Source organism: Tateyamaria omphalii (assembly GCF_019802125.1).
GTDB classification, from domain to species: Bacteria; Pseudomonadota; Alphaproteobacteria; order Rhodobacterales; family Rhodobacteraceae; genus Tateyamaria; species Tateyamaria omphalii_B.
The window spans coordinates 910,031-931,610 of record NZ_JAHVHT010000001.1; the positions used below are offsets into that span (position 1 = coordinate 910,031).

At 63.0% G+C, this 21,580-nt stretch carries 26 protein-coding genes; 8 read left to right on the forward strand and 18 right to left on the reverse strand.

The annotated features are described in order from the left end of the window. Window positions 1-60: 60 nt before the first annotated feature. From KUV51_RS04515 to KUV51_RS04530, 4 genes are all read right to left on the reverse strand, one after another. Window positions 61-1,461 (reverse strand): DEAD/DEAH box helicase, encoded by a 1,401-nt coding sequence (locus tag KUV51_RS04515; protein WP_222520396.1) that lies wholly within the window; start codon window positions 1,459-1,461, stop codon window positions 61-63. Window positions 1,462-1,585: 124 nt separating this feature from the next. After that, window positions 1,586-2,512, reverse strand: coding sequence for a glycosyltransferase family 2 protein (locus KUV51_RS04520; RefSeq protein ID WP_222520397.1), 927 nt, complete (start codon window positions 2,510-2,512; stop codon window positions 1,586-1,588). Window positions 2,513-2,515: 3 nt separating this feature from the next. Then, a complete protein-coding gene (locus KUV51_RS04525) occupies window positions 2,516-3,469 on the reverse strand; it encodes a glycosyltransferase family 2 protein (protein ID WP_222520398.1) in 954 nt (317 codons plus the stop codon). 4 nt (window positions 3,470-3,473) lie between these two features. Beyond that, window positions 3,474-5,084 (reverse strand): peptide chain release factor 3, encoded by a 1,611-nt coding sequence (locus KUV51_RS04530; RefSeq protein WP_222520399.1) that lies wholly within the window; start codon window positions 5,082-5,084, stop codon window positions 3,474-3,476. Between the two features lie 171 nt (window positions 5,085-5,255). Between KUV51_RS04530 and KUV51_RS04535 the strand changes: the two genes are divergently transcribed. Together KUV51_RS04535 and KUV51_RS04540 are read left to right on the forward strand one after the other, a co-directional pair. Further along, entirely contained in the window at window positions 5,256-5,630 is a 375-nt protein-coding gene (locus KUV51_RS04535; protein WP_222520400.1) for a BrnA antitoxin family protein, read from the forward strand. A 67-nt stretch (window positions 5,631-5,697) separates the two neighbouring features. Beyond that, window positions 5,698-6,063, forward strand: coding sequence for a nuclear transport factor 2 family protein (locus KUV51_RS04540; protein ID WP_222520401.1), 366 nt, complete (start codon window positions 5,698-5,700; stop codon window positions 6,061-6,063). Between the two features lie 5 nt (window positions 6,064-6,068). On the opposite strand, the gene KUV51_RS04545 is transcribed toward KUV51_RS04540, so the two are convergent. Together KUV51_RS04545 and KUV51_RS04550 are read right to left on the reverse strand one after the other, a co-directional pair. Then, a complete protein-coding gene (locus KUV51_RS04545) occupies window positions 6,069-6,908 on the reverse strand; it encodes a universal stress protein (protein WP_222520402.1) in 840 nt (279 codons plus the stop codon). Window positions 6,909-6,992: 84 nt separating this feature from the next. Then, entirely contained in the window at window positions 6,993-7,994 is a 1,002-nt protein-coding gene (locus tag KUV51_RS04550; RefSeq protein ID WP_222520403.1) for a Hint domain-containing protein, read from the reverse strand. Window positions 7,995-8,129: 135 nt separating this feature from the next. Between KUV51_RS04550 and KUV51_RS04555 the strand changes: the two genes are divergently transcribed. Both KUV51_RS04555 and KUV51_RS04560 read left to right on the forward strand, forming a co-directional pair. Then, entirely contained in the window at window positions 8,130-8,909 is a 780-nt protein-coding gene (locus KUV51_RS04555; protein WP_222520404.1) for an SDR family oxidoreductase, read from the forward strand. 79 nt (window positions 8,910-8,988) lie between these two features. Beyond that, the gene (locus KUV51_RS04560; protein ID WP_222520405.1) at window positions 8,989-10,116 is read left to right on the forward strand and encodes a DNA alkylation repair protein; all 1,128 of its coding nucleotides are present in this window, start codon (window positions 8,989-8,991) and stop codon (window positions 10,114-10,116) included. 58 nt (window positions 10,117-10,174) lie between these two features. Here KUV51_RS04560 and KUV51_RS04565 read toward each other — a convergent pair whose 3' ends face one another. The 5 genes from KUV51_RS04565 to KUV51_RS04585 all read right to left on the reverse strand — a co-directional run bounded on the left by KUV51_RS04565 (window position 10,175) and on the right by KUV51_RS04585 (window position 13,198). Further along, entirely contained in the window at window positions 10,175-10,516 is a 342-nt protein-coding gene (locus tag KUV51_RS04565; protein WP_222520406.1) for a Lin0512 family protein, read from the reverse strand. After that, the gene (locus KUV51_RS04570) at window positions 10,509-10,856 is read right to left on the reverse strand and encodes a Lin0512 family protein (protein ID WP_222520407.1); all 348 of its coding nucleotides are present in this window, start codon (window positions 10,854-10,856) and stop codon (window positions 10,509-10,511) included. Before KUV51_RS04570 ends, KUV51_RS04565 begins: the two co-directional genes overlap by 8 nt. Next, the gene (locus tag KUV51_RS04575; RefSeq protein ID WP_222520408.1) at window positions 10,853-11,941 is read right to left on the reverse strand and encodes an ABC transporter ATP-binding protein; all 1,089 of its coding nucleotides are present in this window, start codon (window positions 11,939-11,941) and stop codon (window positions 10,853-10,855) included. Before KUV51_RS04575 ends, KUV51_RS04570 begins: the two co-directional genes overlap by 4 nt. A 281-nt stretch (window positions 11,942-12,222) precedes the next feature. Continuing rightward, entirely contained in the window at window positions 12,223-12,894 is a 672-nt protein-coding gene (locus tag KUV51_RS04580) for a helix-turn-helix transcriptional regulator (RefSeq protein ID WP_222520409.1), read from the reverse strand. A gap of 1 nt (window position 12,895) precedes the next feature. After that, entirely contained in the window at window positions 12,896-13,198 is a 303-nt protein-coding gene (locus KUV51_RS04585) for an antibiotic biosynthesis monooxygenase family protein (RefSeq protein WP_222520410.1), read from the reverse strand. A 212-nt stretch (window positions 13,199-13,410) separates the two neighbouring features. Between KUV51_RS04585 and KUV51_RS04590 the strand changes: the two genes are divergently transcribed. From KUV51_RS04590 to KUV51_RS04605, 4 genes are read left to right on the forward strand one after another with little or no spacing between them, the layout of a single operon-like run. Beyond that, a complete protein-coding gene (locus KUV51_RS04590; RefSeq protein ID WP_222520411.1) occupies window positions 13,411-13,629 on the forward strand; it encodes a twin-arginine translocase TatA/TatE family subunit in 219 nt (72 codons plus the stop codon). 3 nt (window positions 13,630-13,632) lie between these two features. Next, complete coding sequence (tatB, locus tag KUV51_RS04595; RefSeq protein WP_222520412.1) at window positions 13,633-14,097, forward strand: Sec-independent protein translocase protein TatB; 465 nt, start codon at window positions 13,633-13,635, stop codon at window positions 14,095-14,097. After that, window positions 14,098-15,027, forward strand: a complete 930-nt coding sequence (locus KUV51_RS04600) for a twin-arginine translocase subunit TatC (protein WP_222520413.1) — start codon at window positions 14,098-14,100, stop codon at window positions 15,025-15,027. Further along, entirely contained in the window at window positions 15,028-15,870 is an 843-nt protein-coding gene (locus KUV51_RS04605) for an ATP-binding protein (RefSeq protein WP_222520414.1), read from the forward strand. Here KUV51_RS04605 and KUV51_RS04610 read toward each other — a convergent pair. From KUV51_RS04610 to KUV51_RS04640, 7 genes are all read right to left on the reverse strand, one after another. After that, entirely contained in the window at window positions 15,867-16,910 is a 1,044-nt protein-coding gene (locus KUV51_RS04610; RefSeq protein WP_222520415.1) for a Hint domain-containing protein, read from the reverse strand. The two genes, KUV51_RS04605 and KUV51_RS04610, sit on opposite strands and share 4 nt — an antisense overlap. A gap of 167 nt (window positions 16,911-17,077) precedes the next feature. Then, window positions 17,078-18,271 (reverse strand): LysM peptidoglycan-binding domain-containing M23 family metallopeptidase, encoded by a 1,194-nt coding sequence (locus KUV51_RS04615; protein WP_222520416.1) that lies wholly within the window; start codon window positions 18,269-18,271, stop codon window positions 17,078-17,080. 69 nt (window positions 18,272-18,340) lie between these two features. After that, window positions 18,341-18,988 (reverse strand): protein-L-isoaspartate(D-aspartate) O-methyltransferase, encoded by a 648-nt coding sequence (locus tag KUV51_RS04620; protein ID WP_222520417.1) that lies wholly within the window; start codon window positions 18,986-18,988, stop codon window positions 18,341-18,343. Beyond that, window positions 18,985-19,767 carry a 5'/3'-nucleotidase SurE gene (surE, locus tag KUV51_RS04625; RefSeq protein ID WP_222520418.1) on the reverse strand — a complete coding sequence of 261 codons (783 nt, stop codon included), beginning with the start codon at window positions 19,765-19,767 and terminating at the stop codon, window positions 18,985-18,987. The genes KUV51_RS04620 and surE overlap by 4 nt, the downstream gene beginning before the upstream one ends. Before the next feature lie 125 nt (window positions 19,768-19,892). Continuing rightward, window positions 19,893-20,540, reverse strand: a complete 648-nt coding sequence (locus tag KUV51_RS04630) for a class I SAM-dependent methyltransferase (protein WP_222520419.1) — start codon at window positions 20,538-20,540, stop codon at window positions 19,893-19,895. Window positions 20,541-20,571: 31 nt separating this feature from the next. After that, on the reverse strand, window positions 20,572-21,213 hold the full coding sequence (locus tag KUV51_RS04635; RefSeq protein ID WP_222520420.1) for an SDR family NAD(P)-dependent oxidoreductase: 642 nt from the start codon (window positions 21,211-21,213) through the stop codon (window positions 20,572-20,574). 31 nt (window positions 21,214-21,244) lie between these two features. Continuing rightward, window positions 21,245-21,517 carry a pilus assembly protein PilP gene (locus KUV51_RS04640; RefSeq protein WP_222520421.1) on the reverse strand — a complete coding sequence of 91 codons (273 nt, stop codon included), beginning with the start codon at window positions 21,515-21,517 and terminating at the stop codon, window positions 21,245-21,247. Between the last annotated feature and the right edge of the window lie 63 nt (window positions 21,518-21,580).

Genomic DNA, 21,580 nt, shown 5'->3' on the forward strand with positions numbered 1-21,580 from the left:
ACTGCCATAGCATTTTTCCGCAACACCTGGCCATCGCGCGTTTCGCAACTCCGCGCGGCGCTACGAGGCCATTCGCTCTTCGAAGCTCAGACCGATGAAGCTGGGAGTGTGGTCGCCCAGGCCTACAACCTTGTTTGAGCTGCGATCATCGCGCGACGTGGATGATCGGCTGCGGCTTGAGGAGGAGCGGCTGCGCGACGGTTTGGTGTCTTCGCTGGCCGCTGTGCTGTCCACCTTCTCTTCGGATTTCGAAGAGGACCGGCTGCGCGTGGACTTCGGTTTGTCTTCCTTCACCTCGGCTGGCTTGGCCGATTTCACCGGGTTGTCGAGGCGCGGGATTTCTTTCTGGATCAGCTTTTCGACCGCATCGAACTGTTTTTCGTCGCGCGGCACGCAGATTGTGATCGCCTTGCCTTCGCGCCCGGCACGACCCGTGCGTCCGATGCGGTGCACGTAGTCTTCGGGATGGCCGGGAACGTCGAAATTGAACACGTGACTGACCGATGGTACGTCGAGCCCGCGTGCAGCCACGTCGGATGCCACGAGAATGCGCAGCTCGCCATTGCGGAACCCCTCGAGCGTGCGTGTGCGCTGCGACTGGTCCAGATCGCCGTGGATCGGTGCGGCGTCGTATTTGTAGCTTTTCAAGGACTTGGCAACGATGTCCACGTCCGTCTTGCGGTTGCAGAAGATGATTGCGTTGGTCAGCTTCTCGCCTTCGGCGTCAATCAGTCCCCGCAATACCTTGCGCTTTTCGGTTCCTTCGCGGTCCTTGCGCGAGGCCTTGAACATGACCACGCCCTGTTCAATCGTCTCTGACGCGGTGGCCTGGCGGGCCACCTCGATCCGTTCGGGGTTGGACAGAAAGGTGTTGGTAATCCGCTCGATCTCGGGCGCCATGGTGGCGGAGAAGAACAGCGTCTGACGGGTGAAGGGGGTCAGGCCAAAGATGCGTTCGATGTCGGGGATGAACCCCATGTCGAGCATCCGGTCGGCTTCGTCCACGACCATGACCTTGACATCGTTCAGGATCAGTTTGCCGCGCTCGAAATGGTCGAGCAGGCGGCCGGGCGTGGCGATCAGCACGTCAACGCCCTTGTCGATCAGGATGTCCTGTTCCTTGAAGCTGACGCCGCCGATCAGGAGCGCCTTGGAGAGCTTCACATATTTGGCGTAGGTGTCGAAGTTCTCGGCCACCTGGGCGGCGAGTTCGCGGGTCGGACACAGGACCAGACTGCGCGGCATGCGCGCGCGGGCGCGGCCACGGGCGAGCGCCGTGATCAGGGGCAGGGTGAAGCTGGCCGTCTTGCCTGTGCCGGTCTGTGCGATGCCCAGCACATCTCGTCCTTCAAGGGCTGCTGGAATCGCGCCCGCTTGGATCGGTGTCGGGTTTTCATACCCGGCTTCGTCTATGGCTTTCAGGACCTTTGTGTTCAGGTTCAGATCAGAGAATTTTGTCATGTATGTCCGTAGGTTGCGGACACTGACTTGGCCCGCTGCGTCTGGTGATGTCGGCCCGATTGGCCCGAGTGGAGGCGACGTGCCTCGACATGCTGCGCGTGCATAGCAAAGGCACCGCGTCCCGTCAAACGGGCGCGTCGGGGAAGTGGCGTGCGACCTTGGCTGCCAGGTCCAGGTCTACGATGCGCAGCGCATCATGGGCGCGCAGACGGGCCCGGAGGTCGTCGCTATTGCCGATGACCTCGTCGTAGAAGGTGCGCAGGCCAGCCTCGCCTTGATCGGCCTCGAGCTTGCGCAGCAACGCGTGGAGCGAAAGCGTGCCTTGTGTCGCCGGTTTCAGTTCGGCGCGGTACGATCCCTTTTCAATCCTGTAAGCATACGCGCGGTGCCATGCGTCCCAGGACGTGGCGTGGCAGTGGGCGAGGTCGATCTCTGTGAGTTCGGCGGCGTCGGGGAGCATGGTGCCGTTCCGAAAGGCGTTATGGATACGGACTTCCATCTCGGGCAGGCCGGTGCGCACAAAGAGTTTGCCCGCGACATGGCTGAGGAAGCCGCCTTTGAGATGCTGGCCGAAGGTTGGGTAGATCGACTTGACCGCTTCGTTGCGCTTACGGCCGGGTGGCAGGAAGGTTTTGAAGGCGGTGTCTGAGCCACCGAGAAGTTCCATGGGGCGCACGCGGGCCGAAGTCGTGGTTGCGGGGAGTTCGGCGAGGGGTTCGGCCACGTTCGTCTGTGGGACCAGGAATTCGTCGACGTCCATGTGGATCAGCCAGTCGACTTCTGCCTTGCGCGCATAGGCGTGGGTTGCGTTGAGCGTTTGCCGCGCCTGATGCTTGACTGGCCGGTTCACGCCAAGGCGTTTCCAATGGGCCGTGTTGCAGGTCTGCACCCGCACTTTCGGGTGTGATTTCAGGGTGTTGAACGCGCTTAGGTTGTCGTCGTCGAGATAGATGTAGAGCCGGTGCGCGCCTGCGTCGAGATGGTGTGCGGCAAAGCGCAGGATCTCTGTCGTAGGTGCAAGGATGGTCGCGGACAGGCCCCAGGTGGTCACGGCTTACCCCTCCAGCTTGCCGAAAAAGCGGGCCACCTTGGCGTCAAGGTCCAGCCGTTCGGTGCGCAGCATGTCATGGGCGGCGAGCAGGTCAAGGCGCTCGGGCGTGGGCACGCACATCTCTGTATGGAAGCGGCGTAGAGCGTCCGGGTCGCGGTCGTCCATGAGCGCGCGGATCAGCCGACCCTTGGGGTTCGCGCGCCCCTCGCGGTCGTGGTAGCTGCCCTTGACCAATCGGTAGGTCATGTGCCGTTCGAAGGTGGCGAAATCGGGTGCGTGTGCGTGGCCAAGCTCGACCCCCGGAAGGGACCCGCCGCCCATCACGAAGTCCGAGAAGTGGCGCAGGGCGTGGATGCCCAGCCGCACATCGGCCAGGCCTGGTCGGGCGATGATCTTGGGGCTTTCGGTGCTGATGAAACCACCTGCGATATGGGTGCCGAAGGTCGGGTAGATGTCACCCCGCAGGTCCCCGGAGGCGAAGCGTTTGAAATGGCGTGGATCCGTGGGACAGTCCATCATTTCAACGGGTTGCAGGGCGACGTGGGTACAGTTTGGATCGACGGCAGCGAGCAGCTCGGTCATGGGCGTTGAGGTCAGAATGAACTCGTCCGCGTCGATATGGGCGAGCCAGTCAAGCTGCGTGATCCGGTACATGCGGGTGGCGTTGAAGACCTGCCGCATCTGGTGGGTGGAGCGGGCGCGGTTGGGTTTGCCCTGCCAGTAGCCGTCGTCGCATTGGGTGAAGCGGACCTTGGGATGGGCGAGCCGTTCAGCGATTGCAGGGTCGGGCGCGTCGAGGTGGATGTGGATGCGGTTGGCGCCTAGGTCGAGGTGAAAGGCGATGAATTCGGCCACTTTGCGCAGGGGCGCCTTGACCGTGGACACGATGCCCCAGCGCAGTTTGGCGGGGTCGGTTTCAACCGGCTGCGGGACCGGCAGGATCGGTCCGCGGGCCATGGCGTCAGACCATCATTTCCTTGGTCGCGCTCAGCGTCACGTCCGGATAGTCGCGGGCGACGCGGTCGATGTCCCATTGCAGGCGGGTCAGGTAGACGATGTCGCCATCGTGGTCGTGGCTGATATGCTGCTTGTTGCTTTCCGTAAACTTATCAACGGCTTGCTTGTCGCCGCTCACCCAGCGGGCGGAGGTGAATTGCGATTGTTCGAACCGCACTGGCAGCCCGTATTCCAGCTCGATCCGGCTGGCGAGCACCTCGAATTGAAGGGCACCCACGACGCCGACGATGAATCCGGACCCGATGGACGGTTTGAAGACTTTTGCGGCCCCTTCCTCGGCAAACTGCATCAGCGCCTTTTCCAGGTGTTTCGCTTTCAGCGGATCACCGGCGCGGACGCCCTGCAGCAGTTCAGGCGCAAAGCTGGGGATACCTGTAACACGCAAAGCTTCACCTTCGGTTAACGTGTCGCCGATGCGCAGTTGCCCGTGGTTCGGGATGCCGATGATGTCGCCGGCCCATGCCTCTTCCGCAAGCTCGCGGTCGGAGGCGAGGAACATGACGGGGTTCGAGATGGCCATGGGTTTCTTGGACCGGACATGGGTGAGTTTCATGCCGCGTTTGAAGTGCCCCGACGCCATGCGGAGGAAGGCGACGCGGTCGCGGTGCTTGGGATCCATGTTGGCTTGGACTTTGAAGACAAAGCCGGAAACCTTTGATTCCTCTGGTGAAATCTGACGCGGTTCGGCCGACTGGACCTGCGGTTCTGGGCCGTAGTTCGCGATGCCGTCCATCAGTTCCTTGACGCCGAAGGAGTTGATGGCGGAGCCGAACCAGATGGGGGTCAGTGTGCCTTGGAGCATGGCTTCTGCGTCCAGCGGGGGCAGCAATTCGCGGGCCATTTCCAGCTCTTCGCGGAGTTGGTTCAGTTGTGCTTCGGGCACGTGATCGGCCAGCTTGGGATCGTCCAAGCCGTTGATTTCAATGCTTTCCGCGACCTTGTTGCGGTCGGCGCGGTCCATCAGCTCGAGCCGGTCGCGCAGGATGTCGTAGCAACCGATGAAGTCGCGGCCCATGCCGATGGGCCAGGACGCGGGCGTCACGTCGATGGCGAGGTTTTCCTGAATTTCGTCAATGATCTCAAAGACGTCGCGGCTTTCGCGGTCCATCTTGTTGCAGAAGGTCAGGATCGGCAGGTCGCGCAGGCGGCAGACCTCGAACAGCTTTTGGGTCTGGCTTTCAACGCCCTTGGCCCCGTCGATGACCATGATCGCAGCGTCCACCGCCGTGAGCGTGCGATAGGTGTCTTCGGAGAAATCGGAGTGGCCGGGTGTGTCCACAAGATTGAACCGGAAGGTATTGGTTTTGCTTGTGAAATCGAACGACATGGCGGAGGCTGAGACCGAGATGCCGCGGTCTTTTTCCATCGCCATGAAGTCGGAGCGGGTGCGCCGTGCCTCGCCCTTGGCCCGCACCTGTCCGGCCATCTGGATGGCACCACCGAACAGCAGGAACTTTTCGGTCAGGGTCGTCTTGCCCGCGTCGGGGTGCGAGATGATCGCGAAGGTGCGGCGACGGGCGATTTCGGGGGGCAATTCGGGGCGGTTGTCTAGCATGAGCGCCCATATATCGGGGGCCGTCAAAGGGGGCAACACCGGGGTGTCACCCCCCGTGCACCATCCGTACACCCCCTGTGCACCGGGGGCGCGCGGTCGTCTCAGGATGCGTTAATGTTTTGGTGACACTCTTGCGCGTGACCGTCACGAGCCAACGTAGGAGAGGCAGCCATGTGGGGACCTCAGAAGAAAGCGCAGCTTGATCTGCAACTGACCCTGGACCGGCATCAGGATGCGATGCGCCGCACGCATATCGAGGAGTCGATCCCGATGGCGTGGAATGGGCTTGATAGTTTCGATGGCGTGGCGCCGCACAAGACACGGGTGACCATTCGCCTGGATGCGGACATGGTGAAGTGGTTTCGAAAGCTGGGTCCGAATTACTCGCAACGGATGAACGACGTTTTGCGCATCTATTGGTCTGCGCTGCTGGGCGGTCAGATCAGCGCGTATATCGGAGATGACCCGATGCCGCGCATGCAGTTGGAGATGAATGAGTTGAACCGGCGGCTGAAAGAGCAGAACGCCGAAATGGGGATCACCTGACGGTACTGCCAAAAACTGACAGTGGGGAGGCGTAGGTTGGTTTTGTCACCAAAGGAAAGGACACCCCATGTCACTGAATGATGTCGCCAAGGAACTGGTTGCCGGTTGCCGCGAGGGCCGCGAGACCGAGAACCTGGACAAGCTCTATGCCGCCGATGCGGTTTCGGTTGAGTCGCTGGATATGGGGCAGGGGCGCGAGACCCATGGCCTTGAGGGGATCCGGGGCAAGCACGCCTGGTGGGACAGCACCTTTGAGGTGATGGAAGCCAATGTGTCCGATCCGTTCCCGCATGGCGAGGATCGCTTTGCCGTGACCTTTGATGTGAAGGCAAAGAACAAGGAGACGGGCGAGGTCACCGACATGAGCGAGATCGCCGTGTACCATGTCGCGGATGGCAAGATCACCCGCGAGGAGTTCTTCTACGGGCCGTGATGCCCTTAAGGCCGCGCGATCAGCACGTCACAGGGCGGGTCGCGCATGAGGTCCGTGGCCAGCGATCCCAGCAGGCTGCGGGCCGACCCGACCCGACCGTGGGCACCGACGGCAATCAGGTCGACGTCGCCCAGTTCCACTTTGCTGCGCAGCATCGGCAGAGGGGAGCCAGGCAGGATTTCGAGGTCCGACATCTTGGACGTGGGCAGCGTTTCGGTTGCGAGCCAGCTGCGGGCTGAGGCTTCGGCTTCCTTGCGGAAGGACGCTTCGATCGCGTCGCCTGCGGCCTGGGTGCGCGAAAGGCGGCCAGCGTAAGGCACGTTCAGCGCGTGGACGGGATGGATGTCCGCTTCGGGCGCGATAGTGTGTGCGAGGCGCATCGCCGCGCTGCTGGCGGGCGAGAAATCGCAGGCTGAAATCACGTTGGCATAGTGATGGTCGGCCCTATCGGTCACCAGCAACACCGGGGTGGAGGTGTGCCGCACGATCCGTTGCATCGTCGTTTCTCTCAGAAGATCCAGAAAGGGCCGTATGCGGTGCGTGCCCATCACGAGCAGATCGACGTCTTCGGCGCAGGCGTGCAGGATGTCGGTCGTGGGGTCGCCCGGCTCTGCTTTGATCGTGACGTTGACCCCGACGCAGACCGAGCCCACAAACCGTTCCAGCGCAGCGCGCGTTTTGGCGTGGAGTGTGTCGATGACCTCGGCTGGCATCGCGTCGTCCATGACGGTCAGCACCGTCAGCGCAGCGCCGTGGGCGCGCGCGATATGGGCTGCCCGCCGCACGGCCCGATCCGAGCGTGTGGACAGGTCGGTGGCAACCAGGATCGAGGTCAGCTTGGTCATCGAAGTCTCCGTTCCAGATGGTTTCATCCGGTATGGAGCAAGCGCTGTTCAAGCGGCTTGATTTGGGTCAAGACCGCAGATTTTTCAACGGCTCGAGGCGCGTTTCAGAAGCTCGGCCGCGTCAGGTCTGTCAAGCAGACTTTCGGTCACGTCCAGGCCCGACAGCCCCGTGGCCGTATGGGCGGTGAGGCGGGATGACACCTCATCGGGGAGAACCGGTTTTGTGCGGGTGTCGATCAGCATGGATTCTGCCGCGATCCCTTCGGCATAGATGATCTGGTGGGTGTCGAAGAGCAGTTCGAAATAGTCGACAAAGCCGCCGTCCTGCACCGTCACGCTGTCGCCGTTCACGAGGTGTCGCGCTTTGACCAGAAGCTCGGAGCGGCCGGCCCCAAGCCTGTCCTTGCGCTGGTAGATGAAGAGCCGGTGGTCGGGGGACACGATCAGGTCCCGGTCGTTGTTGAGCGTGCCAGCCCGGATGCGGATGGGGGCGAAGTCACCCGTGGCTCGCACCGTCGATTGCCCGACCCAGCGCACCTCTTGCACACCGTCGTTGCGTGTCAGAACGCGGTCACCGACCTCGAGCTCTTCGATCGGTTTCTGGGCGCCGGACGCCATCGTAATGTGGGTGCCCCGTGTAAAGCGGGCGCACGCGAGGTGGGCGAACTTGGTCCGCGCCTCGTCCCGGTCGATGCCCACCAGATTGTACGGCGTGCGCGGCGCGAGGGCTGCCAGCGGCAGAAGGTAGATCTCGGCAATGTGGCCTGCGTCGTCGACCTCGACCAATACGATTGCGTCGGTGATTTGGCCGTCCGGTGACATGAGTGTCAGGGCGCAATCCAGATGGATCGCTGCACCCGCGGCTCCGCAGTCACTGCCGTCTGCCACGATCATATGCGTCGTGTCGCTTGCGTGCAGAGCCAGGCGAACCAGTTGCGCGTCTGCGGACAGGGCATAGATGTCGTCGAGCATCAGTTCATCGGCAACCGACAGGGCATCGCCCAGATTGGCCCCTTGGCTGACGACAAAGCCGTCGGCCCGAAAGACGGGCATGCTTTGCGCAGGCGTGAGAGCGGTGTCGGTCATGTGGAGGCTCGGTGTTACGTCTATGTGATTTAACGTAGAATTGTGGCGGGGGTCGGTCAACGGTTCGGCGATTTGCTGGCACATTGGTCAGCAGGTCGTTACCTGTTGGGATCAGACGTGAATGGGAGAGCGATCATGGATCTGGGAATTGCAGGCAAGCGGGCCGTCGTGTGTGCGTCGTCCAAGGGGTTGGGTCTGGGCTGTGCGGAGGCGTTGGCCGCAGCAGGCGTGCATCTTGTGATGAATGCGCGCGGGTCGGAAGCGCTGGAGGCGTCGGCCGAGGCCATTCGCGCGGCCCATGGCGTCGAGGTTGCGACCGTGGCGGCAGATGTGACGACTGCCGAGGGGCAGAACGCCCTGATCGAGGCTGCAGGTGATGCCGACATTCTGGTCAACAATGCGGGTGGGCCGCCCCCCGGCATGTGGCATGACTGGGATCGGGACGATTTCATCGCGGCCCTTGATGCGAACATGCTGGCCCCGATTGCGCTGATCAAGGCGCTGGTGCCGGGCATGATGGACCGAGGCTGGGGCCGGGTGGTCAACATCACCTCGCAATCGGTGAAAGCGCCCATACCTGTGCTTGGTCTGTCCAATTCGGCCCGTGCGGGTTTGACCGGGTATGTGGCCGGCACGTCGCGTCAGGTGGCGAACAAGGGTGTGACCATCAACAACCTGTTGCCCGGCATTCATGCGACTGACCGGGCCGATGCGCTCGATGGCGGCGTGATGAAGGCCAAGGGGATCACGCTGGAGGAGGCGCGGGCAGAACGTGCGGCCACCATTCCTGCCGGTCGCTATGGCACGCGGGACGAGTTTGGCGCGGCCTGCGCTTTTTTGTGTTCGCAGCACGCTGGTTTCATCGTTGGGCAGAACCTGCTGCTCGATGGTGGGGCAACTGTGGCGACCATATAGGTGTGGCTGATGCCAAATGCTGGCAGTGGCGCCGTGTACGCCTCTGCCCATTGATAGCGGTCGGTTAAGGAAAGACAGCATGGCCAAGGCGCAGCCGACGTTTTCGTTGAAGGATCAGCTTTTCAATTCTGATAGCCTGGGCGATCTGGCCGATGAATTTGCGGCGGGTGTGTCCGGATTTGACCGAGATGCTTTTCATGCTGCGGCGCTGTCCGGGATACCCGAGCGGTCGTTGATGGAGTGCCTGGACTGGTTTGCGGATTGTATTGAGCCGCATCTGGCGTCGGACTTTCCGACCATGGCGGACCAGTTGGAGGCGGCGATGCCGCAGCGGCTGGATCCGAGCCTGCGGGATGATGACTTTGGCCGTTTTATTCACGCGGTCCCCGGTGTGCTCGCCGTGCGCCATGGACTGGAGGCGCATCGGGAGCGGGCGCTTGACCTTCTCTATGAGGCGACGCAGCGGTTTTCGATGGAGTTTTACATTCGTGCCTTTCTGAACCGGTGGCCGGAGGAGACACTCGCCCGGCTGGAGGCTTGGGCCGCGGACGAGAACTATCACGTGCGGCGGCTGGTGAGTGAGGGCACGCGGCCCAAGTTGCCTTGGGCGCGGAAGGTGGAGCTGACGCTGGATCAGACCTTGCCCCTGCTGGACCGGTTGCAGGCGGACGGGACGCGGTTTGTGACGCGGTCGGTTGCGAACCATCTGAATGATGTGGCGAAGACCGAGCCCGGCGCCGTTTTGGGCCGGTTGGAGGCTTGGGAAGCGGACGGTTCGCAGGATGCAAAGGAGCGGGCGTGGATGCAGCGCCATGCGTTGCGGACGCTGGTGAAGGATGGGCATCCGGGGGCGATGGCGATGCTGGGCTACCGCGGGGATGCGCCTGTGGATGTGTCATGTGAGATCGCTACGCCGAAGGTTGTTTTGGGTGATGCGTTGGAGTTTGCTGTGACACTGAACGCGCCAGATATTCTGCCGGTGCTGGTGGACTACCGCATCCGCTTTGCCCGTCCGAACGGGAAGAGCGGGGAGAAGGTGTTCAAGCTGAAGGTGGCGGAGGTGAAGCCGGGCAAGCCGCTGGTGCTGAAGAAGGTGCACAAGCTGAAGGCCAACGCGACGACGTTCGAGCTGCATCCCGGTGTGCATGGGCTGGTCGTGCAGGTGAACGGAGTGGACCGGGCAGAGGCGTCTTTCGAGATTGTGTGAGGTCGGTCGGGTGCTCTGTTTTGCGCTGCCGCGCAAAAGGCGCCCACCCGCCGACACTTTAGTCCGTGCGCGTCGGTAGGAAGACTTCGATGGCGGCGACGGCCATGAGGGCCACATCGCCTGCGACCGGGACGTCGAGACCGCCTTTTTCCGCGATCACCTCGACCGTGCCGTAGGGCAGGAGGGCGGCGATGGCGTCCGTGTCCACGCTTTCGGGCCTTGGGGTCGCAACGTGGACAACCACGCGCATCGTGTTCCGATCCACGTCAAGCGTGCCGAAGATTGGCAGCGACGCGCCTTGCAGCGCCTGTTCGACCGCGCGGCGTGCGGCTTTCGTATCGTCGCGCCCGTGCAGGTCGACGCCTTGGGCCATTTCGATGATGAGACGTTGTTCAGGCATTGGGCACCTCCACCGAGACGATCAGCGCGGCCTGGGCCATCACCGTGGGGTTGCCGGTGCCTTCGGGGCGGGCGACGTCGAGGCCGCCTTCGGTCACGGTGAAGGAGGTTGTGCCGTAGGGGAAGACCTCGGCCAGAACGGAGGTGTCCACCAGATCGGGGCGGGCGCAGCCGATATGGACGTCGATCACCATGTCCTCTTTGCCGACGCCCATATATTCGGCGAGGTTGATCGAGTTGCGCCAGAGGGCGGCGCGGACGGCGCGGGCCGCGGCCTCCGTATAGCTGCCGCGGCGCAGGGAGGTGCCGAGGCCAAATTCAACGATCATCGGTCCGCTCATTCCGCGACCTCCTGTCTGGGAAATACATAGCATTTGTCGCGGCGCACGCGCAGCCACATCACGGTTTGCGGCTGGGGCAGGAAGACGCCGGGCACCGTGCATTTGATCAGTGCGCCGCTGTCGTCGAGGCGGAATTCGACGAGGCTTTCATTGCCCATGAAGCGTGCGCGCACGACTTGGGCGCGGGCGGCCGTGCCTTCGGTGGCCGTGGGGGCCGGGCCGACGCCAGCGCGGTCGAAGTCGATTTTCACGTGCTGGGGGCGGAAGACGATGTCCACGAGCGTGCCGTCTGCCACGCCGGGTGCGAGGAAGGGGCCAAAGGGCGTGACAGCGAGCGCGCCGTCCACCACGGCGCCGAAGCGGTTGGCGTCGGAGAAGAAGGCGACTGAGGCACGGTCCACGGGCCGCGTGTAGACGTTGTAGGGCGCGCCCTGCTGTACGATCTGCCCATCGCGCATGAGGGCGATTTCGTCGGCCATGCGCATGGCTTCTTCGGGCTCGTGGGTGACGAGCAGGACGGCTGTGTCTTCTTCCTTGAGGATGGCGAGCGTTTCGTCGCGGATGCCGTCGCGCAGGCGGTTGTCGAGGCCGGAGAACGGCTCGTCCATCAGCATGATGCGTGGGCGCGGGGCGATAGCACGGGCGAGCGCAATGCGTTGCTGTTCGCCGCCCGAGAGCTGGTGCGGGTACATGTCGATGAAGCGGGACATGCGCACGCGGTCGAGCATTTCCTCGACCCGGGCGCGTTTTGCGTCGCGGGTGCCGCTGAGGCCGTAGGCGACGTTGCCCTCGACACTCAAGTGCGGGAAAAGGGCGAAGTCCTGGAACATCAGCCCGATTTCGCGCCGTTCGGGAGGCACGCGGAAGCGGGTGTCGCAGATGAGCGATCCGTCGACATGGATTTCGCCGGAATCCTGCATCTCGACCCCTGCGATCATGCGCAGTGTCGTGGACTTACCGCAGCCCGAGGGGCCCAGCAGGCACGTCACCTGGCCCGGCAGGATCGACAGGCTGACGCCGTCGACCACACGGCGGCCACCAAAGCTGCGCACAAGGTTGCGAATTTCCAGCCGAGGCGTTGTCACGGCATCCCCATTCCCGATCAAAACAGTCGGGAGGTATCAGGCCCGGCGCGCGCCCGCAAGCACTGCGGCAAAGCCTGCGACATGAACGAACGCGAAAGCAGCACCGCGCTTTGATTTGGAAGGCTTACGGTATGTGCCGTCATCACCGGACGGGATCGGGTCGTGGTCCGCTTTTGCTGTCGGGGCGTGAGCGGTTCGTTTTCGGCGGCGTCGCTGAGTTGCCGCGTACCGTTTTGCGCCTTGTTTTCGTCGGTGCACCTTGCTGCGGGGTGACCTTGTCTTCACAGGTTCGGATCGTAGTCCGACAAACGCTTGCCCGGTTCGTCCACGAACATCTCGGGCAGCGCTTCGGCGCTTTGGATCAGGTCGACGCGGAAGACGCGGAAATCGCTTCGCAATTCGCACCATGAGGTGAGTGTCCAGACGCGGCCCCAGTATTCCATGTGCAGGGGCCGGATGGTGCGGGTGGTGATGCGGTCGCCTTTGGAATGGTAGGTCAGTTGCAGCTTTTGCTTGGCGCGAATGGCGGCGCGCAGGGTGGGCATCTGGGCGAAGCCGCGCACGGCGTCGGCAAAGGGGTAGACCGCGAATTTCCACTTGTCCGCCTCGGCCACGGTGCGTTCGGGCAGGACCGCGTCGATCTTGTCCGCCAGTGTGCGCGCGGCGGATTTGAGCGTATCATCCGCCGCTTCGGCCACGATGGCCATGCCGAGGTTGAGTGCCTCCAGTTCCTCGGTCGTGAGGGTGAGGGGCGGGAGGCTGATCGCCTCGGTGATCATGTAGCCCACGCCGCGTTCGCCCTGCACCGGCACGCCGGAGGCGACCAGCGTGTCCATGTCGCGGTAGATGGTGCGCACCGACACCTCGCAGACATCCGCGATCTCTTGCGCTTTGTGCAGTTTGCCGTCGCGCAGGATCTGGATGATGTCAAAAAGGCGATCGGTGCGGCGCATGTTATCCTTTTTGCATGTGAACCATGGCGTGCCGCATCTCGACCGTTGGGCCGTCGATCAGATCCCGCGCCGCCTGCGTTTCAGGCGCTTCCATGAATTGGGCTGCGAGGGATTGGGCGGCCTCAAGGCTTTCCCAAAGGATGTGATCCGTCCAAAGGCCGGTGTCATCGCAGGACAATGTGCGGCTGATGACGCCGCCGTGGCGGTCGACGAAAGGCTGCATCGTGTCCATCGCGGCGCGGAATGCGTCGGGCGTGGCCTCTGGTTTCAGTCGGAAGGTGACGATTTCGGCGGCTTTGGTCATGGTTTTGATCTCCATCAGGTTGCGATGGCGTGGGTGTGGCAGGGTACAACTGACATTAACCTGTCAGTTGAGTGTGTGCCATCGGAATTTTTCCGAAAAAGTCCCGACCTCGTGATCGTGTTGGGGCGCGTTGCCCTTTTCGCAGCCGCAGCACGTCCATAGAACAGGATGCGACAGGCGGCACTCCGTCGCCAGAGACATGGGAGAGACCAATGGGAATTGGAAATATCGGACTTCCGGGCCTGCTGCTGATCGCCGTTGTGGTGCTGGTGCTGTTTGGCCGGGGCAAAATCTCGAGCCTGATGGGTGAGGTCGGCAAGGGCATCACCAGCTTCAAAAAGGGCATCAACGAAGGCAAGGACGAGCTGGAAGCGGCCAAGGCGGAAGAAGCCAAGGACGTGACCCCCGAGGCCGACAAAGACAAGGTGTAAGCCATGTTTGACCTTGGCCTGGCCGAGCTGCTGATCATTGGGATCGTGGCGCTGATCGTCATTGGCCCCAAGGAGTTGCCCGTTGTCTTCCGCAATGTGGGCCGCTTTGTGGGCAAGGCCCGCGGCATGGCGCGCGAGTTTTCGACGGCCATGAACCAGGCCGCCGATGAGGCGGGCGTGAAGGACATTCAGCGCACCATCAACACCGCGACCAACCCGGTCAAAAGCGCGATGGACGGGGTGAAGGATGCGACGCGGGACATGACGTCGTCGCTTACCGACCTCGATCCCGAAAGCGAGACCGGCAAGCTGGCCGCCGAGAAGGCGGAACGTGCTGAGAATGCGCGGAAAATTCAGGCCGCGACCGCGCGTGCGCAGGCCGAGCGCAAGGCCAAGGAAGCGGCTGACGCGCTGGCCAAGGCTGAAGAATTGGAAGCGCAGGCCCCTGCGGCCCCGAAAGAGAGCTAGATGAGCCAGACCGAAGAGTTAGACGACAGCACGGCACCGCTGATCGAACACCTGGCCGAGCTGCGCACGCGGCTGATCCGGTCGGTGATCGCCTTTATCATCGCGATCACGGTGTTCTTCATCCCCGTGCAGGGCGAGTTCATCGCCGTTCACGTGCTGAACTTCCTGATGGAACCCATTGTCGAGACCCTGCGCGATCTGGGTGATCCGTCGCCGACGCTGCAATATACGTCGCCGCAGGAATACCTGTTCACGCTCTTCCGCATCTCCATGGTGTTTGGCTTTGCGCTGGCCTTCCCGGTGATTGGATTTCAGATGTGGCGCTTCGTGGCGCCGGGGCTGTACCGGCAGGAGAAGAATGCGTTTCTGCCGTTCCTGATCGCGTCACCCGTGATGTTCCTCTTGGGCGCGAGCTTTGCGCAGTTTGTGGTGACGCCGCTGGCGATGGCGTTTTTTCTTGGCTTCGCGGACGTATCGTCGGTGTTGGCGATTGTGTTTGGCAATCCCGAGACTTTGCCCGACGGTGCTGTGATCACGCCCGAGGCAGCGAGTGAGGGGCCGACGATTACCTTTTTCGGGAAGGTCAACGAAAGCCTTGATATCACGTTGAAATTCATCATGGCCTTTGGGCTGTGCTTTCAGCTTCCGGTGCTGTTGACCTTGATGGGCAAGGCTGGGTTGGTGAGTGCGGAGGGCCTCGCCAATGTTCGCAAATACGCGATGGTGGGTATTCTGGTGCTGGCCGCCGTTGTGACGCCGCCGGATGTCATCACGCAGCTTATTCTGTTTACCGTGGTCTATGGCCTTTACGAGGTTTCGATCTGGCTGGTGCGCCGGGTGGAGAACAAGCGCGAGGCAAAGCTGCGCGCCGAAGGGTATTATGACGACGAGGATGACCTTGGTGATCTGCCTGAGGAAGACCTGAAGTAGATGATCAACGACCCTCTCGACCGCATTGCAGCGGCGCTGGAGCGCATGTCGCCCGCGCCGCTGGACGCCCCGGATTTTAGCGCAGCCTCGGCTTTTGTCTGGCAGACAGGACCGGACCGGCTGGAGCCTGTGCCGCAGGTGAGCCGGGTGCCGCTCGATCTGCTTCTCGGGGTGGACCGGTCGCGTGATACGTTGCTCGCCAATACCCGGCAGTTTGCCAAGGGGTTGCCCGCGAACAATGCTCTTCTTTGGGGTGCGCGAGGAATGGGGAAATCCAGCCTTGTCAAAGCGATACATGGCGCACTTGAGGTGGAACATGATGCGCTGAAGATCGTCGAATTGCACAGGGAAGACTTGCCCTCGGTCGGGCGGTTGCTGGCCGTGTTGCGCGAGGCGCCGGATGCGCGGTTCATTCTGTTCTGCGATGACCTGAGCTTCAGCCATGATGACCAGCACTACAAATCGCTGAAGGCTGTGCTGGATGGCGGGATCGAGGGGCGGCCCGACAACGTGATCCTCTATGCCACATCGAACCGGCGCCACCTGATGCCGCGCGATATGATCGAGAATGAGCGCGGGTCCGCAATCAACCCGTCAGAGGCAGTGGAGGAGAAGGTCAGCCTGTCCGATCGCTTTGGCCTGTGGTTGGGCTTTCACGCCTGCGATCAGGATCAGTATTTGGGCATGATCCGTGGCTATTGTAACGCCTACGGCGTCGAGATCGACGACGATACGCTGTGGGCCGAAGCTATCGAATGGCAGGCGACACGCGGGTCGCGGTCGGGTCGGGTGGCGTGGCAGTATTTCTGCGATTTGGCCGGCCGACGCGGGGTTGCGCTCTAGGCCGCCAGAAGTTGCGCCTCGTAGCCCTTGAGGCAGGGGGCACACATCGGGCCGTAGCCGGTCAGGTCGGGAAACAGCCGTTCGATCTCGGCGCGCGCGGCGTCTCCCACGGCGCCCATGGCGACTGATCCGGGGTAGAGTGTCTCGCTCCATATGCCGTGGGCCTGCACGACGTTGTGTTGGTTCAGCAGGATATGATGGTAGGTCACGCGACCGCCGGTCTTGCGATAGACGCCGTCCATGCACAGAAGGTCCTTGGCCCGCACCAGCACCTCGTCCTGGCCGAAGAGCAACTCGGCCCGCCAGTCGGTCAGAAGGATGGCGTGCTGCGGGGACACCACCAGGTCGGCATCGTTGCCCAGCGTGCCCGCCGTGACGACGATGGGGGCGAGGTCGGCGATGGCGGCGACCGTGGTGCAGCCTGTCCACAGGATAGGCTGCGGCCCGGCGTCAGCTGTCAGAACCAGATCACCATCCCCCAACATTTCAATGGCGCGCGGCCCATCGGGAGTTTCGATCATCATGCCCGAGGCAAAGCACACAACGGTGCCACCCAGACTGACATGGGGCACCAGCTCGCCATTGTCCGTGATGCCGCCGATGGTCAGGTCGGTGTTGGGAGGCGGCATTCCGTCAGGGAAGACGAGGTAGTAGCCATCCTCGTCCGTTGCCGAGGCATCAGCGCCGTCATTCAGGTCGTTGTCATTGTTCAGGTCCACGTCGATGACGGCCACCTGCCAAGTCGTTGTCCCGTCGGTGACTGTGAACGTGTAGTCCCAGATCAGCTGCCGTTCGATCCCGTCGATGAACACGGTCTGCTGTCCGACCGCGCCAAAGCGTTCCTGGGCCTGCACTGTTTCATTGTTGGCGCCGTCCCCGTTGAAGTTGGTGGCACCATCGTTTTCGTTCACGACGAAGTAGGTGGTGTCGCCCGTATAGCGCCACGTGCCCGATGGGGCGAAGGCATAGTTGTTTGCCGATCCGTTGACCGTTGTCTGTATGCCGCGCAGGGCAAAGCTGTAACCGTAAAATACAGGCATGGGCCTGAACCAATCCAAGTTGTTTCGTTGGATTGTTTCTGTTCCCGCAACGGGGCGGTCTTAGGGCCATACGTCGGCGTTTTGGGAAAATTCAGGGAAAGTTTGCGGCAATTGCGGCGCGCCAACCCGCCTGGGTGGTAAACTGCCGCAATTGCCGCAACGGTGCCTTATTCGAAGAACCGGTTGGGATTCACGCTGTCGAACCCGTCGCGCACTTCGAAGTGCAGATATGCCGTGTCGGCCGTGTCGCGCAGCTTGGCGATGGATTGCCCGCGCGAGACGCTGTCGCCCTTGGCCACGGACACATCCGCGACATTGGCGTAGACGGTCAACAGGTTGTCCGGATGTCTCACGACGATGATCGGCACACCCTCGGCGCTTTCGGTGATCGCGGCGACAGTGCCATCGGCAGCAGCGCTCACGGTACTGCCGGGCGCGGCCTGGATGTCGATGCCTTCGTTCCGGCCCTTGGCATAGTCGCGAATGATGCTTCCCTGAAGGGGCAGGGCCATTGCGGTCGCGCTCGCGGGGGCGCTTGTCTGGCCTACATCGGCCACTGGCTCTTGCGGTGTGGTCGGTTCTTCGGTCGGTGCAGCGGTATCGTCGTCGGGCAGCGGTTGTGCCGAGCTGGGGGGGAGCGGCGTTGGCGAACCGGTGCCGGGCGCCGTGGTCGCGCTGTCATCTGCCCGGCTTGGTGCGGGGGCACGCGCGACGGGGATCAGCAGGAACTGGCCTTCGCGCACCGCAAAGTCGGCGCTCAGGCCATTCCATTCCGCCAGCGACTTGACGGGCACCTGGTAGAGCCGCGCGATGGTAAAGGCCGTCTCGCCCCGTTCAACCCTGTGACGCACAGGCTCTTCCCCGGTCTGTGGCTGGGGAATGCTGCCGGGTGTCTGGGCCACCGGCGTGGGGGCTGCGTTGTCGATCGCGTTGCCAGCGAGCGTGGTGACGTCGACCGCCCCGGGCTGGATCGGGCCCGTGCCCACGGCACCGGTTGCGGGCGAGGGTTCGGACACACGGCGTGGCAAGGCGATGACCTCGCCAGCCCGCAGCGGCACATCTGGTCCAACTCCGTTGAAACGGGCCAGTTCATCCGGCGGCAAACCGACGCGTGTCGCCACGTCCGATAGCGTATCGCCGCGTTCTGCCACGGCGACCTGGTAGTTGGGATAGGAGATGACGCCACGATCGTCCGGTTGCGGGCGGTCTGCGGTCGCATTCTGCACCGCAGGTGCGGTCGAGAACCCTCCACCGAGACCCCGAAGGTCGAAGTCCAGCGGCTCATCACAGGCGGCGAGCACCAGCAAGCCACAGGTTGCCATCATCAGGGGCGCACGGCGGCGCTGCTTTGTCGGGATCATCTGCGTCGTCCTCTGCCGGACCCCTCGTGGGTGGGGGCCTTGTCGGTTCGTCGTTAATTTACACCAGTTTCAGTCTTTGCCCAAGCCTTCAAGCAAGGGCACGAAGCGCACATCGCGCAATTCATCATATTCGAGGCCGTCCGGCGTCTTGTGCACACGGATCAGGCTTTGAACCGCGTCGGACTGGCCCACGGGCAGAACCATGATCCCGCCCTCTTTCAATTGTGCCAGCAGGGGGCCGGGCGGATCTTCGGCAGCGGCGGTGACAATGATGCGGTCAAAGGGCGCCTGGTCGGGCAATCCGTGCGAGCCGTCGCCGGTGATGGCGGTGATGGTGTGCAGGTTCAGCTCTTCAAAGATGTCGCGTGCTTCGCGCACCAACCGCCTGTGCCGGTCGATGGTGTAGACGCGGCGCGCAAGCTTGGCGAGGATCGCCGCCTGATAGCCGGAGCCGGTCCCGATCTCGAGTACCTTGTCGCGCGGTGTCACGTTCAGCGCCTGTGTCATCAGCCCCACAACCGACGGTTGGCTGATCGTCTGCCCGCAGGCGATGGGCAGGGGCATATCCTCGTAGGCGCGTTCCGCGAAAAGCCCACGGACAAAGGGGCCGCGGTCAATCTCTTCCATCGCACCCAGCACGCGCGCGTCCGTCACGCCCTTGGACCGCAGGGCGTAGAGGAACTGCATCTTGCGCGTGGCGAGATCGTCGTCGGTCATGTGGCGATGGGTCCAAGCTGATCCAGCATGTCATGGGCGGTCAGGTCCGCGCGCATGGGCGTGACCGAGATATAGCCGTCGAGGTTCACGGCAGCATCGGTGCCGGGCGCCGTCGGCACCTGCTGGTCGCCTCCGCGGATCCAGAGGAAGTGCCGCCCGTTGGGCGATTGCGTTTGTTCGGTGTGAAAGCCGACGCCGGGACGCAGACCTTGCGGCACGATCTTGGTGCCTTTGACCGACGTGGCCGCCACGGGTGGCACATTGACGTTGTAGAAGAGTTGGTAGCCGGGCTGCACAGCAGGTGTAGCGGCAACAATCCGCTCAATCAGGGCCTTGCAATGCGTGGCTGACGCCTCGAACGGGTCGTCGAGGGCGCGATTTTCGGGACCGAAGTACTGTGACAGGGCGATCGAGAGGACGCCTTGCAATGCCCCTTCGATAGCCGCACCGAGCGTGCCGGAATAAAGCGCGTTCTCGGCTGAGTTGTTGCCGCGGTTCACGCCCGACAGGATCAGGTCGGGTGGGCCGTCGAGCACTTGGTGCAAGCCAGCCAGCACGCAATCGGCGGGTGAACCCTCGACCGTGTAGCGATATGGGCCGATCTGCTGGAACATGAAGGGGCGCGCGTAATTTATGCAATGGGCCACGCCCGACTGCTCGAAGGCCGGGGCCACCGTGGTCACGTGGCCGTCCGGTCCTGCGACCTCTGCCGCGATCCGTTCCAGCACCGCCAGCCCGGGGGCCGAGATACCGTCGTCATTTGTGATGAGAATACGCATGTGATGCCCCTTTGCGCCTTACTATTGGTGCGCACCGCTCGGGGCAACTGTGGGAGCGCGCCGCGCAGGGTTTTTTGAAACAGGAAATGAGGACCGTCACGCAAAGGCCGCAGTGCAGCGACTGCTCAGGGGCGTCGCGCGATGTAGCCGTGTGACACGCGCGATGGTGGGCCACTTTTGAACGGGTGCAGCGTAATGTCGATGAAGCCTGCAGTGGCAAGCATGTGCCGTGCCGCGTCCGGCTTGAAGGCTGCGTTGCCCCAGCGCCAGCGGACCAGCGCCGTGCACCAGTGCGGTCGTGACAGGGCGAGAACGAGTGTTCCGCCGGCTTTCAGCCGGTCGAAGAGCCAGGACAGCGATGCGTGTGGATCATCGAGATGCTCGATGACGTGGGCGCACAGAACAACGTCTTGCGGAGGAAGACCGTCCATGGCAGCGCCAAGTGGGGCCACGACTGTGGAGGCATCCGGCAACCGCGCCCGTGCTGTGTCGAGCATGGCGGGCGAGATGTCGGTGAGCGTGAGTTCTGCCGGATCACCCTGCACATCCACCCATGCACGGGCAAAAGCACCTGTGCCGGTTCCGACATCCAACACGTGCGGGTGCGACGCGGGTGGCGGTACGGCCTGCATCAGTTCGGCATAGGCGGCGAGGAAGCCGAGCTTTGAAATTCCGTCCTGCCAGCCGGTGGCGGCCGTATCGTAGAGGGCCTGCAACGCCCCTGCGCGAGCAGGCGAGCGGGGGCGGTGGAACGGGATCAGGCGGGTCAACATCGCTCTATTGAGCCACGACCACCTGCACCGATCAACCGTTGAGTTCCGACATAATGCGCGCGGCTTCAACTGCGGGATCGCTCAGAGGGGCGCGATCCTCGCCCGGGTGAAAGCGGGCGCGGGTCGCTGTGGGCATCGGGTTCGGGGTGGCGATGTGGACCTTTGGTCCGGTCTTGACCGTTTCGGCCTGCCAGCTGCGGGCCAAGGCGATCTGAGCGGCTTTTGTCGCACCATATGCGCCGTAAAACGGTTTCCCGGACACAGGATCATCCAGGAACAGGGCCTGACCGTCGGTTCCCAGAAGCGGCGCGATGTAGGTGATCAGCGTGGCGGTGGCAGCGACATTCCCTGCAATGGACTTCGACATGTCCTTGTCACCAATCATGTTGGCCGGGGCCAGTGGGGCGGCGTGGATCGCACAGTGCACCCACAAATCAAGGCTGCCCCAGCGGTCGAAAATGCCTCGGCACAGCGTTTGCATTGCGGCGTCGTTGGCAATGTCCATGGGCGCGAGCGTGGCGGCTCCGCCGGCGTCCTTGATCCGGTCGTCCAGGTCTTCGAGTGCGCCGGTGGTTTTGGCCACGGCAATGATGTGGTGCGTGGGGGCAAGGGCCAGCGCCATGGCGGCGCCGAGGCCGCGGGATGCGCCGGTGATCAGGGCAGTCTGTGTCATGGCCCGGTCTTGCCTTGCGCGGGCCGAGCCGTCAAGCGGCGCTCTTGTCCGGCATGGGCAGGGTAAGCGTGCGTTGGCCCATACCGCCGTTCAGCACGATGCGATCCTCGCCAATGGCGATGACCGTTCCCTGGCGCAGGCTGTCGCCCACCTGCACCATGCGCGTCTGCCCACCAGCCGTGCGCAGCAGCGCGCGACGGTTGGTGTCGGATCCTGCCACGCCCAGCAATTGCAGATTGCGCAAGGGCAGTGCCCCGCGCTGGGTCGCCAGATCGGCGGTAAATTCGTTGGTCTCTTCGCTCATGCGTGGGTCCTGCGCTTTTGTCGAAGCGCGCCGCTAGCATGAGGTCAGGGCACGGTGAACAGG